Below are 17,813 nucleotides of genomic sequence, written 5' to 3' on the forward strand. Positions count from 1 at the left end.
TCAATTGAACGAGTTCTATTACTCGTTCATGATTAGCCTTAATCCTGAAAATAGATATTCAAAACCTATCCAAGCATTTATAGAAAGTACCAATATAGTTATTGGCAATAATTATGCTTATAATGTATTTTGGGATAACGAAAAGACGGCGCAATTTATTCGGTTGATATTAAGTTATGAAAAGGCAGTCAAAAAAGATTATAGTGCTTGGTATTATCAAAGTAATAAAAATAGCGAACGTTTAGAAAATAATATTCGAATGCTAATATCAAATTACTCAAGATTATTGTTTGTCAGAGTGGATTTAAAATATATACAAGACCTCAGTCACCACATTACTATTCGTGATTTTGACTTTCATATGAAAAAACTAAGAGAGGCTATTCATAATGGCGATACTTGTTTTACGCATTTATTGGGTTATGCCTGGTCGTTAGAACAGGGTGAGAATAATGGTGGCTTTCACTGTCATTTGCTATTGATCTTTGATAGCTCAAAACATTACCAGGACAGTTATTTAGCTGATCGAGTTGGACAAAAATGGCGAGATATAACTGATGATATTGGATATTGCTTTATCTTAAATACTAGGGAATATAAGGAAGGGCTTACGCGCTACGGTAAACTTGGTATTGGGATGATCCATCGTAAGAATTCACAGGAAGTCGAGAATGCAGTTAATGCTGCCTTGTATTTAACCAGTCCTGACAAGCCTGATGGTAGCTATCAGCGTCTTAAAGTGTCTTTACCGAATATGAATACGTTTGGGCAAAGCATTACTCACTAGCTCAGTAAGGACGATGTTCGACACAGCTACAATATAGATGTGCCTTAATAGCAAAATAATTTCAGATATATAGTATCCCCATGAGTTTAGATAAGGAGCCTAGCTACCTTATCCATCTATCCCTAAACGTTTAATCAAGGTCTGCTCATAGCAGGCCTTTTTTATGCGCCACTATCAAGGAGATACTATGAAACCTATCTGTCCCAACTGTCATTCAGCCAATGTCGTAGAAAATATGGATACCAGTACGCAAGGTATGGCAGAGGATATGTTCTCACCGAAGCTACTTGCTGGTATCGGTGCTAGCGTCTGCAAGTACTATAAGATCAACCCCATGATTGGTACGGTCGCAGGTGGCGCTATTGCTACCGTGATTAATCTGGCACAACAAAAGCTTATCCAACCGCCACTCGTTAAAGCGGTTCTCACACCGCGCTATCTATGCAATACCTGTCAGCATACCTTCAGTATCTGACCTACTCACTTATCCAAGTACTTATTTTATCGAACCATAGAGGAGCAATAACATGGCACATTTAATCGAGAGCATGGCATACGTTGGCGAAACCCCTTGGCACGGACTTGGCAACGAGTTGTCACCCAAGCAGCCTATTGAAGTCTGGGCTAAGCAAGCAGGTATGGATTGGCGTATTGAATCATCAGATGTGAGCTACATGGCAACCAATGATAAAGGTCAAAACCTAATCATGCCTTATGACAATAACAAGGTACTGTACCGTAGTGACACTTTAGAGCCACTATCTGTTGTGAGTCAGCGCTATCAAGAAGTACAACCCAGTGAGATTTTAGAGTTTTATCGTGACCTGACTGAACAAGCTGACTTTGAGCTGGAGACCGCAGGGGTGTTAAAAGGTGGACGTAAGTTCTGGGCACTCGCCCGTACGGGGCAATCCGCGACGTTACGCGGCGGTGATGTCAGTCATGGCTATTTGCTACTAGCAACTGCTTGTGATGGCACGCTTGCCACCACAGCACAATTTACCAATATTCGCGTGGTATGTAATAACACTTTAGCGATCAGCTTAGCTGATGGTAGTGGCGGTGTGGTGAAAGTACCGCATAGCACTACCTTTGATGCCAAAAAGGTTAAGCAGCAATTAGGCGTATCCGTCAATCAATGGAATGAGTTTAATTATGAGATGAAGCAATTGAGCAATAGACGAGTCACTCAAGCAGAAGCGGCCAATTATTTAAATCGTGTGTTTAACGATGTTAAGGACGATGGCCTTATTCTGTTTAATACGGCTAAGAAGGAAAAAGATGCGGTTCCTAATGCAAAAGCGATGAATCAGGTGATGAATATGTTTAACGGTCAAGGTCGCGGTGCTGACCTAGATTCTGCCAAAGATACGGCTTATGGCTTACTCTCTGCCATGACTGAATATGTCGATCATGAACGACGTGCCATGTCGAGAGATCATCGTTTGGACTCTGCATGGTTTGGCGCAGGCGCTAAACTCAAAGACAAAAGCCTTGATGAAGCGCTACGCTTAATTGCCTAGCCACTCTATCTATCTAATGAATCAGCCACGCCTTTGAGCGTGGTTTTTTTATGCCGTCAATGAACCAAGGCACATCCACAGATCACCAAGAATAAACTTAATAAAGGAGTTCACCATGAACATGATTGCATTAAACAATACAACCACGACTCAGCTAAGACCTAAACGTTCAGTCATTACAGGTAAGACGTCTCGAATCGCTAAATCTAAAACCAAGAGCAAGCCAGTAAAAGTCACACTAAAGCAAAATGAAACGGTTGATAAATCTGTTCAAGCAAAGACATCAACCACGCCTAAGCGTTTAATCAATACCAAAGATTTAAGCCGTGAAGATTGGCTACAGTTTCGCAAGCAGGGTATTGGCAGCTCGGATGCCGCAGCCGCTTGTGGTATCCATCCATACCTATCCATGCTTGAGCTATGGATGATTAAAACAGGACGCACGAACTCAAACATTGATGCCAGTAGTAATAACGGCATTGAAGGCTATTCGCCACTGTACTGGGGCAATACCTTAGAGCCGATGGTGGCTAAATACTATCAAGAACATACCGGCAATAAGGTTCGCCGCGTCAATGCCATCTTGCAGCACCCTGATCCTGATAAAGCCTTTATGCTTGCTAACCTAGACTATGCCATCACTGGCAATGACGAGGTACAGATACTAGAGTGTAAAACCGCTGGTGAACATGGTGCCAAGCTGTGGCGTGATGGCGTGCCGTTGTACGTTACCTGCCAAGTCCAGCATCAACTGGCAGTGACTGGTAAACAGGCTGCACATATCTGCGTGCTACTTTGTGGACATGAAGCGAAGATTTATAAAGTTGAGCGTGACGAGCACTTGATTGATTCTATCATTGAGCATGAGCGTCTGTTCTGGCAGTACGTGGAAACAGAAACTCCGCCAACCCCTGATCATTCTGAGTCAGCCGCCCGTGCATTAAAGCAGCTGTATCCAATGGCTAAGCCCTCAAGCAAGGTTGATCTAACGAATGATGACGGTGCTAACAAGCTGTTTGAGCAATTACTAAGCTACCGTGACTATATGCAGGAGTTAGAGCAGCGTCATGACCAAGTGAAGCATCAGCTGCAAACGCTGATTGCCGATAACGAGGTCGCTGTGTTTGATAAAGGCGCTATTTCGTGGAAGCGCTCGAAAGACAGCATTGGTCTAGATAGCAAAGCTGTCATCAAGGCCCATCCTGAATTGCTTAAGCAATTTAGTAAAACAAAGCAAGGCAGCAGACGCTTCGTTGTACTTAATGACTAAGCTAAAGATCACTCAATCATCAGCGCAACAATCAACCAGTCAAAGCTAATAAATCAAAGCAAGCGCATAATTTCCCACCTAGCACAGGTGGGCTTTTTTATGGGCAAACACATTCCATTAAACATATAAGGAATACCATCATGATTAAAGGTCTAACGATAACCCCACCAGTCTTAGGTCGTATCAGCATTGGACGTGTCATTGTAAAAGACGGCAAGCGTCTCCCTGCCAAAGACGACCAATTCACTATCACCAGTCAAGTTCAGAACAAAGATGGCTGGATCAATCATCCACTCGATGCAAAGCTACGCGAAAAGAACGACGGTAAACTCAGACAGATACCCGTACGCATGTTGTTTAATGATCCTGAGCTTAACCTCAGAGCAGAGTACACGCTGTTCGATAGACAAACAGGTCGTCCACTATGTGTGGGTGATGGCGAACAATGTCAGCGCAGAACCAATAATGGTGTCGAGCAACTGCCTTGCCCATCACCTGATCGCTGTCCACTGGCACAAGGCGGTGCTTGTAAGCCGTATGGCAGACTGTACGCAAATCTGAGTGAAGACGATGAGCTGGGTACGTTTATCTTTCGAACGACTGGCTTTAACAGTATCCGTACCTTGGCAGCACGCTTAAGCTACTTTGCAGCAGTATCAGGTAATAAGCTGTCGTGTTTACCATTGCAACTCACGCTTAGAGGTAAGAGCACCACACAAAGCTATCGCACGCCGATTTACTTCGTGGACTTAACCCTGCGCGATGATGTAACGCTGAAACAAGCGGTACAAGATGCACAAACGATAGATGCGGAGCTTAGCGAACATGGCTTTGATCAAGCAGCATTAGAGGCAGCGGCAAAGCTTGGCTATGTGAACTCGTGCTTTGAGATTGATAGTGATGGCTTGCTCGATATGGTTGAAGAGTTTTATTCCGTAGAGACAGATGAGGTTGATAGTAGTCATCAAGGAGGGTCACAAAAAGGTATGGCTTCCTACAATGTCGGTAATATTGAAAGAAGTTTAAGGGAGAGTGTGACAGCTATAAGTTAGAGCAGTGGTAAAGATATACGGCATAAAAAGGGAGCTGAATAATTAGCTCCTTTTTTATTGCATTGTCTAAGTCTAGGCACTGGACTACATGGGATGCCGTAAAAAAATATGGGACTCCGTAACTGTATGAGAAGAAAGGTTCTCATTAACTTACAAAGGAGCTAGTCATGGAAAATTTTAATACAACACAGCCTGTAATCAAACAATGTAATCACATCCCACAGCTACTAAGCATCAAAGATGTTGGTCATTACACAGGTCTTAGTCGTTCCACGATATACGAGCTTAATAATGAAGACTCCGAACGTTATGATTCAACATTTCCTAAGAAAGTACAGCTTACAAAGGTTAGGGTAGTGTGGGTAGCTAGTGAAATTGCAGAATGGATTGAAACTAAGATAGCTGAGCGTTCAGCCTAGGCTTACTGAACCGCCTTACCACTAAGAGTAGGGCAGTTTGTTTTTTTAGTAGGTTCCAATTAGATCATTTCAAAATGCTATTTTTTTGTTTGAGGCAATTGAGTAAGTTTTTATGAGTTTAAACACGCTCAACAAATCATTTCAGCAGTTTTTTATATTAACAACAATGCAGTAATGATTAAAATAGAATTGAATATCTTGCAATAATCGACTATTAACAGCATAATTCGCTATTATAAAAATGGTGGACTTATGTATACAAGTATTTTGAGAACAGATATAGCTGGCCACACTTTAAGCCTGTTAACGGTCAGTATTGTCAGCATTTGTATGGGTGTCAATGCCAATGCGATTACGCCTGAGCAGTATCAAGAGCAGCGTAGTGACGCCTTAAAACAGCAACAATTGGTTAAGCCTAATGTCAGTATAAATACTGATACGTATCAACAAGCACCTTCCACTTCTATAGTGCCCGCCAGTTCTCAGAATACTGATCCTGCTTCAATCCCTTGTTTCGATATTGATCATATTTACCTAACAGGTGAGCTGAGCGAAAAATTTACTTTCGCACTCATGCCTTATACCAAAGGTAAATCATCCCTACTGGGTAGCTGTCTATCAGTCAATGATATCAACCAGCTGGTCACCAATGTACAGAACCGGATTATCGAAAGAGGTTACGTCACCACTCGGGTATTGGTGCAGAACCAAAACCTCAAATCTGGTCACTTGACGCTTACCCTCATTCCCGGTCGTATTGACCAAATTACCGCTGTCGATGTTCAAACCAGTCGACCTGTGTATATTGATAATAGCGGCAACCCTGCCAACTTTGCTCCTGCCATACCAATGCAGTCTGGTGATTTGCTTAATGTCCGTGATATCGAGCAGGCACTAGAAAACTTTAAGCGCGTACCAACCGCTGACGCGGATTTCTCTATTGCACCTAGCAGTCGAATGGCTGAGCCTGGTTATAGTGATCTTCAGGTTAAATGGCAACAGGGCAAGCGCTGGCGTCTATCGGCAACCGTAGATGATTCAGGCCAAGACAGTACAGGCGTCTATCAAGGCAATGTGACACTATCACTCGACAACCCAACGTGGCACAACGATCTGTTATACCTCTCTTATAACCACAACTTAGATGGTGGTGGCGATGGCGAAGATAATGGTAGCTGGGGCTACAACGTCGGTTATGTACTGCCGTTTAATAATACTCAGCTGATTTTAACTCACAGTGGTTACAACTATGATCAGACCGTCGCAGGGGTCAATCAAGACTATGTTTATAGCGGTGAGTCCTACAACACCGACGTGCTTGTTAGTCATTTGGTCCATCGTGATAATCACAGCAAAACCTATCTAAAAGCAGGCGGCTTTGCCAAGCAGCAAAGCAACTTTATCGATGATACCGAGGTTGAGGTACAAAAGCGCCGCACGGCAGGCTATCAAGCAGGGGTAGGCTACGAGACTATTATTGGTAAAACGCAGTGGATTGGCGATGTGATGTATCAGCGCGGTACAGGTGCCTTTGATGCTATTGACCCGCCTGAGGCGTTATTTAATGAAGGCAGTGCGCGTGCGGGTATCGTAAAGGTTGGTATGGATGTCAACCAGCCCATTCAAGTCGCTGATAAAGCCTTAAATTATCATGCCACTTTTAAAGGTCAGTATGCAACTGAGGCATTGGTACCGAATGAACGTTTGAGTATTGGCGGTCGTTATAGTGTACGCGGGTTTGATGGCGAGCGTAGTTTGAGCGGGGATCATGGTGCCATCTTAAGACAAGAGCTGAGTGCTTATATTGGTGACAAGCCACATGCCGTTTATGCAGGCGTCGATGCAGGGTATGTGAGGCTTGATAATGATGACCAAGATGATTTGCTACTTGGTCATCATCTAGTTGGTGGCGTCGTCGGGGTAAAAGGCTATGTCACCCCGATTCGTACCAGTTATGACGTATTTGCTGGTTATCCACTGGCCCAGCCTGACAATTTTAGCGATAAAGAATGGGTCACAGGCTTTAGCCTTGGATGGCAGTACTAAATCATATTGTTGTCAACATTATATTTGCTATCAAACTTCTTCTATAAAAAATTATTTCAAAGGACACCACCATGAACGCTCAATGCTACCGAGTTATTTTTAATAAAGCCCGTGGAATGCTCATGGTGGTGTCAGAGGCCGCACGCTCTCAAGGTAAAACAAGTAACCCTAGCGAGGGTGGCAGTGCGATCAGTCAGATTGTAGGTGGCTCGCAAACGGCCACTCAAATTAATGGCTACTATCAAGGCGGCAGGTTTACGCCCCTGCGTGCGCATATGCTACTAGCGCTTGGTATGGCGACTATTATTAGTACAAGTGTTAGCAACAGCGCTTATGCCGATAATACCAAAATTGTCGCTGATCGTAATGCCGCCGCTGCCCAGCAAGCTGCGGTCTTGAAAGCATCAAATGGCACGGCACAAGTCAATATTCAGACGCCAAGTGCTGCTGGCGTATCACGCAATGTCTTTAGCCAGTTTGATGTTGGTGCTGACGGCGCCATCCTTAATAACAGCCGTAAAAACGCACAAACGCAGCTTGCAGGTTGGGTTGAGGGTAACCCGTATCTGGCACGCGGTGAGGCTCGCGTCATTCTAAACGAGGTCAATTCAAGCGATCCAAGTCATCTCAGCGGCTACACTGAGATTGCAGGTGGCCGAGCTGAGCTAGTGATTGCCAACCCTGCGGGCATCAGTTGTGCTGGTTGCGGTTTTATTAATGCCTCCCGTACCACGTTGACGACCGGTCAAGCACTCATGGATCAAGGCCGCTTGACAGGCTTTGATGTGACAGGTGGTAAGATTCGTATCGATGGTGATGGCTTAGATACTAGCAGTAGTGATTACACTCAAATCATTGCCAAGACCGCTGAGATTAATGCAGGTATCTATGCCAAAAATTTAGATGTGATCACTGGTGATAATAAAGTCAGCTATGAAGCGGATGCCAAAGATACTGTCATTACTTCTAACAGTGCAACCAATAGCACCAACCAAGCGACGGGTGTAGCGCTGGATGTCTCAGCGCTGGGTGCAATGTACGCAGGGAAAATCCGTCTGATCGGTACGGATAAAGGCATGGGCGTGACCAACGCGGGTAGTATTATCGCAAGCACTGGAGGTCTGCAATTAGACAGTAACGGTAACCTGACCAATTCAGGGAGTATGATTGCCAATCAAGGTAAGGTTAACATCGTCACCAAAGGCTTTGATGTTGATAATTCAGGGACGATTGCAAGCTCTCGTGAGACCGCTACGCTGAATAGCAGTACCTTAAATAACAGCGGTGTGCTCAGTAGCCGCGATACGTTACAACTCCAGCAAACAGGCGTTATCAGTAACTCAGGCGAAATATCTACAGGCAGCTTTGATGTAAAAGCGGCATCATTAAATAACAGTGGCTCACTGCTGCAAACGGGCTCAGGAAAACTTGCCATTGATAGCTCTCAGCTAATCAATAAGCAAGGCGGTATCATCGGGCAAGATCTTTATCCGAGTGATAGTAGCACTCCGCCCAGTGTGACACCTTCTAAAACCCCGCCGACGACTGCCAACAATGGCAGTAGTGTGGGTACAAATCCAACCAGTCAGCCATCTGAAACGCCCGCGCCATTACCTGTTATTACTCGCGATGGCAATATTAACGCAAATAATCTCACCAATACGGGCAGTATCTATAGCAATGGTAAGATCAATGTTGCAACCGAAAGTGTGGCTAACCAAGATAAATCTAGCTTAGCGGTCAGTACTCTAAATATCGCTGATAATGGTAGCGCCTCTAATACTGACAGTCGCTTGCAACTTGAGTCAATAGATTGGCAATTAACTGACTTTGATAATACTGAAAGTCAGATTATCACTAATGCTGGCATTAACATTAGCACAAATAGCGATATCGATAATACCAAAGGGACGCTTGCCAGTAATGGTGATATTACACTGAACGCTAATGGTGACATCAATAATAACTCAGGTGTTATTCAAAGTGGTGCTAAGTTAACTACTGACAGTCATCATATTAACAACAGCAGTGGTAAGTTGATATCGCAAGAAGGTTTGACGATCAACAGTCGTGGTGATTTAACGAATACTCAAGGTGCGATTAACAGTACCAAAGATGCCGTCATTACCAGTAAATCTCTAGATAATGATAATGGTCAAATTACCGCACAAGGCAGTCTGACGACAAGCTCAGATAGCGTTAACAACAGTGGTCAGCTCTATGGTGAAACTGACACACAAGTAACGTCGGCAGGCACCATTAACAACAGTGGCGCGATTGCCAGTGGCGGTAATGTGGATATGACGACTGGCAGTCTCACACAGACAGATAGTGGTAGCCTGGTCGCAGGAATGAGTGCTGATGGGACATTGCTAGATAACAGTGCAAATCTCAATATCCTAGCGAGCGGTGATATCACCAGTCAAGGCAATCATATTGCCACAGGCGATGTGAGCTTAAGTGGTGGTGACATTAGTCTGTTAGACAGCAACACCCAAGGTAGCAGTATTAATACAACTGCTCGTACTGGTATCAATACTACAAATGCTTCGATAACAGCGACAGATAAGCTTACTTTAAGCAGTACGAACGGCGCTTTAGATAATACAGCAGGCGTCCTAAGTGGTCGTGTGCTAGAGATTGATGCCCAGCGCTTAAACAACACCGATGGCAAACTGACACAAACGGGCAAACAAGACCTGACGCTTGCAATGGCAGAAGGCATCGACAACACACGTGGTGAGATTGCGAGTAATTCAGATAATCTAACACTGAGTACCACAACGCTCGATAACAGTAGCGGAAAAATTATTCACGCTGGTACAAGCAGCAATGATGACAGTCGTTTAAGCATCAATGTAGACAGTGTGAACAATACTGAAGGTGAGATCTTAAGTGTAGGTGCGCAAACGTGGCAGGTCGCCAAAGATATCGACAACACATCAGGGGTGGTACAAGCCAATCGCTTTGATATCACGGCACAAAGTATCGATAACACCGATGGACGTATTGTCGCGGTTGATACCACCCAAGTCGCTGCAAAAAATACAGCATCTAGTAATAATAAGTTACAGATACAAGAGAGCTTCACCAATGCAGGTATAGGCATTGTTGCGAGCGATACGGGTAGTCTTGCAGTCACTGCTGGTGAGATAGACAACAAAGGACAAATTTCAAGCGTCAACGACTTGAGTCTTAAAACTCGTACTTTGACCAACAGCGGCAGCCTATACAGCCAAGCTGACGTAGATATAGTCAACCAAGGCGCGATGAATAACACAGGCAGTATTGCCGCCCAAGGCAATACCAGCGTGAATACAGGCAGCCTGGTGCAAAGTGCTGATGGACAGATGATAGCAGGGTTGAATGCCGACAATACTCTGAGCAACACCCCATCTACATTGCGCGTCACTAGTACAGGCACCCAGCGTAATGCAGGTACCAATATTGCGACTGGCGATATATACCTGCAAGGCAGCAGCCTTGACTTGAGTGATGGCAGTAGCCAAGGTATCAGCATCGATATGCAAGCTGATGACGCACTGATCAACAAAAACGGCGTTATCAATGGTGATAACATCGCCTTAACAAGCAAGCAAATAGACAACAGCACAGGTCTCATTGTTGCTGCTGAAGGATTGGCACTCAATACCGATTTGCTCAACAACGAAGCAGGTGACATCCGTCATGTGGGCGCATCGCCTCTGACACTAGCCATCGCTGACATCAACAACCAAAGTGGTTATCTTGGCAGTAACGCTCAAACCCTGACCATCAACTCCGAGCGCCTAAACAATAGCAAAGGAGTGATTCAGCACTCAGGATCGGATGCGCTGAATATTAGTGCCACAGAGCAACTACAAGGTCAAGAAGGGCAATTAATAACTGGCAATATCTTAACCTTAAGCGGACAAGATATTGACTTGAGTGGCGCCAGTACTCAAGCAGGTAGTATTCAGCTAACCGCCAAGACACTTAGCAACCAAGATGGTGAAATCATCTTAACCGACAAAGCCCACGACAGCCTAATTGACGTACAACAACAGCTGAACAATATTGATGGCCGCATTGCTTCACAGAATAAGCAACTATTGATTGACGCTGGGAGTATTAATAATACAACTGGCGATATTGTCTCAGAGAATGGGTTAAAAGTTAATGTTGATCAGCTCATTAATGAAAAAGGGCTACTAGCCAGTAAAGCAGATGTGCTGCTCGATATTAGTGGGCAGCTAAATAATCAGTCAGGACTTGTTAGTAGTGAAAAAAATCTAACCATATCAGCTGATAGCTTCAACAATGACGGAACGCTAGGACAGAATAATCTAGGTATTCTAGCGGACAATATTGCACTTAATGTCAATACGTTATCCAATCAATCAGGGTTGATTGAGGCAAAAGAGCAGGCAAATATATCAGCCGATACAAGCATCGATAATACCAGTGGATTGGTGGCGTCAGGCGGGTCTTTATCTATAACTGATAGTAATATAGACAACAGACAACTTGATATTATCAATAAAGAGGGGTCGCTTGTTGCAAATATTACCAATGATATTACCGCACGCAGTCTCTCAGGTAATGGCAGTATTCTCTCTTTTCAGGATATTGCTGTAGATTTGACATCAGGTTTTAATCAGTCTAAAACAATGAGTGCAAACGGTAATATTGTATTTAAGACACAAGGAGATTTTACCAATCAAGGGATAGTAGAAGCCGGTAATAGTGTAAGTATCACAACGACTAAAAATCTTGAAAACTTCAATAAAATTCAAAGTAATCAGGAGGTTGATTTAACAGCAGATAATATCACCAATCATATTAATGCCAAAGTTATTGCAAATAATAACGATGTACAAGCTAAGGGTACACTGACTAATAATGGCAGCATAGATGGTATCTCCTCTCTTGCTATTGGTGCCAACAGTCTTAATAATTCAGGACAGATTATCGCAGAGGCGAATAGCGGAAAACTTACTGTAAACATAGATAATACGCTTCAAAATACAGGTCTTATCAATGCTGGAAAAGTAACGATCAAATCTGATGAGTTACTAAACAGTGAAAAGATATTTGGTGGTGATATTGCGATACAAGCTAATAGATTAGTAAATGGCAAAGATAAGACGGCTGCCCTAAGTAATGTGGGTGGTAGTAATACAACTGGTGGTGCTATCGCGTCACGTGGTGATTTAGCATTAGCGGGAAATACAATCCTCAACGAAGAAGGCGCACTGATCTATGCTCAAGGTGGTTTGTCCGTAGGTGGCCGCTTAGATGATGCGGGTAATACTATTGGCAGTGCTACTCTTTTAACCAATGCTTCTGCTGACATCAAAGTAATCGGTGATGCTTCTTTAAATGTGACAGACATCAATAATGAAAATAGATATCTCACTACGACAACCAAAGTAACGCAGGATCCAAATACCAAAGTGGTCTTTAGTGAATCACTAGAGAGTAAAGAATATGCTGCTGATGAAATTAGGTTGTGGCGTACTTGGAACGATGATGATCCTAAAGCTACTCAATATAACGACAATACGTCGGAATTTTTTGAGTGGTTTGGTGAGATTGATTATACTGAAGAGTTTGATGCAAAATGGGGTATTGAGTTGCCCGATGGTAAGCAAATAACTAAGCATGTCAGTAAAAGATTTAAAGAAACGACTTCTGAGACGGCAGTTCTTAGCTCTGACCCGGGTAGTATCACTATTGGCGGAAATTTAATATTTTCAGATAATTTGACCAATATTGACAGTGAAATTATCGTTGGTGGTTCGGTAAATAGTACTAATGGCAACTCTGTAAAGAATATCAGTACAGAAGGTGAGCGCGTACTTGAGAGAAATGGCACGCAACTGCAATATAGAATTACCAGAGACAACAACGGGACATTTGGAGACAGTAAATGGGAATCGCGTAAAGATACTGATGATTATAGCGATTCTCTCAAAACCACTTTCGATTTAGATACCACTACCTTTATCAAAAATGCAAATGTAGACATTGCACAGCAGGATATTGAGCAGACAACGATCAGTAATAGTGACGCAGAGGCGGTCCAAGACAATCGGATTATCCAAAAAAATATTATCAACAACTTAGAGTCAAAACGCGTTGAAAATGTCGACGGTAATACTCAGTCACCAGACGTCAAAGCAGCAAAAAATACCGATAATATAGCTGTCGATATTAATAAAGCGACTCTAGAAAGTTATAGCGGGCGTCAGCAAGCTATCGATAATCAAAACCAAGATACTGTTTCTGTGCAGAATAATGGTCCACTTTTACCTACTAGTAGTTTGTTCGGTATCAATCCTGATAGCAATGCTAACTATTTGGTGGAAGTAGATCCTGCCTTTAATAATTATAATAAGTGGCTGTCATCTGATTATATGCTAGATCGCCTACAGCTTGATCCTACCGTTACCCAAAAAAGGCTTGGAGATGGGTTTTATGAGCAAGCACTCATTCGCGATCAAATCCATCATCTAACTGGTAACTATTTCTTAGACAATAATCAAGATGATCAAACCCAATATCAAATGCTCATGGACAACGGTTTAACCTTTGCTGAGGGCTACAGTATTCGACCAGGGATAGCTTTATCAGCGGCCCAAGTCGCACAATTGACCAGTGATATTGTATGGTTAGTTGAAGAGACGGTCACCCTAGATGATGGTAAATCAGTCACCGCCCTAGTACCGAAAGTGTACTTGCGTCCTGAGGGGCTACAGTTAAGAGCTAACGGGTCACTTATATCTGCAGGAGAAGGATTCAACGTCAACCTATCTGGAGACTTCAAAAATGTCTCGGGAGTCGTAATGGGTCGTGATGTTATGAATATCAGTGCAAATAACATTGATAATATCTCAGGTCTACTGACTAGTGATATCGTCAATCTCAATGCTGTGGAAGATATTGATAACGTAGGTGGAGAAGTCAGAGTCAATAATGCCTTATTCGCCACTGCTGGCAATGATATTAATATTGAGTCTACCACTCAAGAAAGTAACAATGGCAAACGAATCAATCTTGATCGTATTGCAGGATTTTATGTCGATGACGAACTAAAAGGGCGACTACAAGCTACTGCTGGACAAGATATTAACCTAAAAGCGGTCAATATAGACAATGCTACTGAGCAAGGTAATACAGTTCTGTATGCGGGTAAAGATATCAATCTAGGGACCCTAACGACTGGCTTTAGCGAATCTTTATATGTAGACGAGGACAATCAGCGTACTGTAAAAGTCAGTAATGAAGTGGGTAGCAATGTTACTGCCAAAGGTAGTATCACTGCAATAGCCGATAATGATATTAGTATTAGAGGTAGCAATGTCAAAAGTGACGAAGGACCTGTAGGAATCTCAGCAGGTCAAGATGTCAAGATAGAGAATAGCCTTTCTTCTGAGAGCGTAAATGCCAAATCTAGCTATAAAGTTAGTGGGCAGTTATCTCGTAGCACTATTAAAGAGAGTGGTGCTAAAAGTAGAGAAGTGACTAACTTTAGTAACATTGAAGGTGATACTGTCTCTATTCAAGCTGGACGAGATATCAGTTTGACGGGAGCCAATGCGCTTAGTGATAGCGGAACCCAATTAAGTGCTGGTCGTGATGTCAGTATATTGGCTGCAAAAAATACTTTTAGCGAAAATAGCTCTAATCAAGAGAAGAAAAAAGGAATATTTGGTAGCGAAGGTAGCACAGGCTTCACCATCGGCAAGCAGCAAACCGATGATAGCAATACTAAAACCGAGACCCAATATGCAAGTAGCAATGTTGGCACCATTGACGGTAACGTCATCATTGACGCGGGGCGCACCTATCAACAGACCGGTAGCAATCTTATCGCAGGTATGGGCGCTGACACTGGTAAAGATATCAAAGATGCCAATCGTGGTAATGCAGTGGTACGCGCGCAAGACATCAATATTGATAATAATATGAATGTCACTACCAGTCAAAGCGAGCAAAAGTTTAAGCAGACGGGTCTGACTGTTTCTGTTTCTAATAGTTTAGTGGATAATGTCAACGCTATTAGAGATCTAGAAGAGGCTGCTGGTAATACAGGCAGTACACGTATGAAAGGTATAGCAGCGATCAGCGGCCTTTTAAAAGCACAAGCACTTGCAGAGCAAGCACAGGAAACACTTGGTAGTATTCAAAATGGAGTGGGCAACACCCGCATACAAGCCACCATCGGTAGTCAAAAGAGCCAATCGAACAGCAGCAGCTATACGGAGAAGAGTCAAGGTTCAAGTATTGATACTAACAATCTTGCCTTGATCGCTACAGGGGCAGGGTCAGACAGCAATATCAACATCAATGGCAGTAGTCTAACCGTCAGCAATGATGCCTTATTCCAAGCAGACAATGACTTAAACGTCAATGGTGTCGCGCAAAACAGTAATACCCGTAGTAATAACAAAAGCTCAAGTACCGCCATAGGGGGTTATGCCAGCTTTGGTCAAAACACTAGTGCAGGTATCACTGCTAGTGCCAGCCGTGCTAAAGGCTATGCCAACAGTGATAGCACCACCTATGCCAACAGCCAAATTAACGTTGGTGGCACCACCACCTTTGACATCGGTAATGACGTCAACATCAAAGGCGGGGTCATTAATACAAATCGCGCCCAAGGCAAAATTGGTGGTGATGTCAATATCGAATCATTACAAGACACCGCCACCTACGACAGCAAACAAAAGAACATGGGCTTTAGTGCTGATATCGACATAGCAGGCGGTGGCGCAGGCTCTAGCCTATCGGTCAATGGTGGCAAGACGAACCTTAATGCAGACTATCAAGCAGTCGGTGAGCAGTCAGGCATCTTTACTGGCGATGGTGGTCTTGATCTCACTGCTGGCGGTAAAACCACGCTCATAGGCGGTGCAATCACCACCACCAAAGCCGCTCGTGATGCTGGACGTAACCGTTACACCAGTGCAGACGGTATAGACACGCAAGATATTAATAACACAATCAGCTATGACGGTGATGCTATTCAAGCAGGACTCAGCATCGGTCAAACCGATAATAAACCGCAAGCCAGTATGAATGGCTTAGGTTATGGCAGCGATAGCGACAGTGACAACAGTGTGACGCGCGCTGGTATTACAGGCATTGCAGGCAGTCAAGATATTACGACAGACAACCTTGCCGAGTATGCAGGCATCCTTGAGAATAGCTTTGATGCAGAGAAAATCAATGAGGAGCTTGGGGCGCAGACGCAGATAACCCAAGCCTTTGATCAAGAGCGTCGTAAGATTAAGACTGAGATTAACGCCAAAGAGAAGAAGTTAAGAGATGAGGCAGAAGAAGCAAGCAATGCTGGAGACTATGAGACAGCACGAGAAAAGTTTGATGCGGCAGATAAGCTTGTAAACCAAGGTCTGCTATTTGATGCCGTCGCAGGTGCAATATATGGACCAAACAGTAATGGCGCGACGGGTTATGTGGCTAAGGCTGTCAGTCCAGCGGTGTCTTTTAAAGTTGGACAGTATTATAAAGAGCTTGAAGCTAATCAAGATAATAAACTCACTGATGGACAGCAAGCAGGTCATATTTTAGCTCATACCTTACTAGGGGCAGCCGTCAGCTATGCTACAGGAAATGATGTACTTACTGGCAGTGTATCTGCTGGTACAGGAGAAGCCGCTGCACCGTTATTGTCTCAGCTGCTGTACGAAAAAGACACCGATAAGCTAACGGCTGAACAAAAGGATACGATTAGTAGTATTGTTAGTGCTTTGGGTGCTGGTATTGGTGCAACAACAGGTAATGCAAGTGATGCAGCCAATGCAGCGGAGACGAGTAAGGTTGCAGCTGAGAATAATGACGGTGGGCCTCAGACTTATGGTCAGTCGAAAGCTGAGCTCATGAAAGAAACGTGGGAGATGAACAATGGGCCTATTGGCAAACTCTTAAACAAGAACCAAAAATATATTTTGATTGGAACGGACTTCTTACCTGTCTTTGGTGATATTAAGGGTTTAAATGAAGCAAAATCCGCTTTAGATTATGTTTTCGCGTCTGCTGCAATAATACCAGTAATAGGTGATGGTGCTAAGCTTGCTTATAAAGAAGCAAAAGCATCTGGAAGTCTTGAAGATGTAATGAAGGCCAAAGACTTAGTAGAAAAAGATATCAAAAAAAGTGGTTTAGCGACTGAGGTGTCTGGCACTCAGCTTATCAGGAAAGTTGAAAATGGTGAGAAAGTTAAACCTATCATTGATGTTCAAGCTGGTTCTAAAAACAATTGGGATCGTCAAATTAATCAGCCTAGCTTTCAACCTAATAAGCAGTATAGACTTTCAAACGGACATAAATATTTAACTGATAGTAAAGGACGTGTCAATAAAGTAGAAGGTGAATTATCTCTTAATAAAATGGATAGAAACAAAAACCAGCAAAGAAATGCAGGTAAAGCAGAAAATGCTACTGGTGACGATGGTGGACATTTAATTGCTAGTTCTCTAGGCGGTGCAGGTGATAGAATAAATATGGTACCTCAGGCAAGAACATTAAATAGAGGCGATTGGAAAGCTATGGAGAACTTTGCAAGAAGAGAACTTGAGGCTGGTAAGAATGTTTCAATTAAAGTTGATCTAAAATATCCTAGTTCTAATTCAGGAAGGCCTAATGAATTCAATGTCACAGTAAACGTCGATGGTAAAGTAACACCTTTCAAATTCAATCAATAAATGTGAG

At 43.3% G+C, this 17,813-nt stretch carries 8 protein-coding genes; all 8 read left to right on the top strand.

What is annotated here, in order from left to right; all coding sequences use genetic code 11:
- Window positions 1-28: 28 nt before the first annotated feature.
- Window positions 29-787, top strand: coding sequence for a YagK/YfjJ domain-containing protein (locus AC5JPY_RS12450; RefSeq protein WP_493852629.1), 759 nt, complete (start codon window positions 29-31; stop codon window positions 785-787).
- Window positions 788-974: 187 nt separating this feature from the next.
- On the top strand, window positions 975-1,262 hold the full coding sequence (locus AC5JPY_RS12455; RefSeq protein ID WP_493852630.1) for a hypothetical protein: 288 nt from the start codon (window positions 975-977) through the stop codon (window positions 1,260-1,262).
- Between the two features lie 52 nt (window positions 1,263-1,314).
- Window positions 1,315-2,310: a DUF932 domain-containing protein gene (locus AC5JPY_RS12460; protein WP_493852631.1), complete on the top strand. Its 996-nt coding sequence runs from the start codon at window positions 1,315-1,317 to the stop codon at window positions 2,308-2,310.
- 115 nt (window positions 2,311-2,425) lie between these two features.
- Window positions 2,426-3,580, top strand: coding sequence for a YqaJ viral recombinase family nuclease (locus tag AC5JPY_RS12465; protein ID WP_493852632.1), 1,155 nt, complete (start codon window positions 2,426-2,428; stop codon window positions 3,578-3,580).
- A 140-nt stretch (window positions 3,581-3,720) separates the two neighbouring features.
- A complete protein-coding gene (locus AC5JPY_RS12470; RefSeq protein WP_493852633.1) occupies window positions 3,721-4,632 on the top strand; it encodes a recombination directionality factor in 912 nt (303 codons plus the stop codon).
- Window positions 4,633-4,799: 167 nt separating this feature from the next.
- A complete protein-coding gene (locus AC5JPY_RS12475) occupies window positions 4,800-5,051 on the top strand; it encodes a helix-turn-helix transcriptional regulator (RefSeq protein ID WP_493852634.1) in 252 nt (83 codons plus the stop codon).
- A 252-nt stretch (window positions 5,052-5,303) separates the two neighbouring features.
- Window positions 5,304-7,097: a ShlB/FhaC/HecB family hemolysin secretion/activation protein gene (locus tag AC5JPY_RS12480; RefSeq protein WP_493852635.1), complete on the top strand. Its 1,794-nt coding sequence runs from the start codon at window positions 5,304-5,306 to the stop codon at window positions 7,095-7,097.
- A 71-nt stretch (window positions 7,098-7,168) separates the two neighbouring features.
- Window positions 7,169-17,806 (top strand): two-partner secretion domain-containing protein, encoded by a 10,638-nt coding sequence (locus tag AC5JPY_RS12485; RefSeq protein ID WP_493852636.1) that lies wholly within the window; start codon window positions 7,169-7,171, stop codon window positions 17,804-17,806.
- Window positions 17,807-17,813 lie beyond the last annotated feature (7 nt).

The sequence above is a fragment of the Psychrobacter sp. H27 genome (assembly GCF_059072655.1).

Coding starts and splice junctions, on each gene's coding strand:
- AC5JPY_RS12475 (WP_493852634.1), top strand. CDS start 4,800: ATGGAAAATTTTAATACAACACAGCCTGTAATCAAACAATGTAATCAC.
- AC5JPY_RS12460 (WP_493852631.1), top strand. CDS start 1,315: ATGGCACATTTAATCGAGAGCATGGCATACGTTGGCGAAACCCCTTGG.
- AC5JPY_RS12465 (WP_493852632.1), top strand. CDS start 2,426: ATGAACATGATTGCATTAAACAATACAACCACGACTCAGCTAAGACCT.
- AC5JPY_RS12450 (WP_493852629.1), top strand. CDS start 29: ATGATTAGCCTTAATCCTGAAAATAGATATTCAAAACCTATCCAAGCA.
- AC5JPY_RS12470 (WP_493852633.1), top strand. CDS start 3,721: ATGATTAAAGGTCTAACGATAACCCCACCAGTCTTAGGTCGTATCAGC.
- AC5JPY_RS12455 (WP_493852630.1), top strand. CDS start 975: ATGAAACCTATCTGTCCCAACTGTCATTCAGCCAATGTCGTAGAAAAT.
- AC5JPY_RS12480 (WP_493852635.1), top strand. CDS start 5,304: ATGTATACAAGTATTTTGAGAACAGATATAGCTGGCCACACTTTAAGC.
- AC5JPY_RS12485 (WP_493852636.1), top strand. CDS start 7,169: ATGAACGCTCAATGCTACCGAGTTATTTTTAATAAAGCCCGTGGAATG.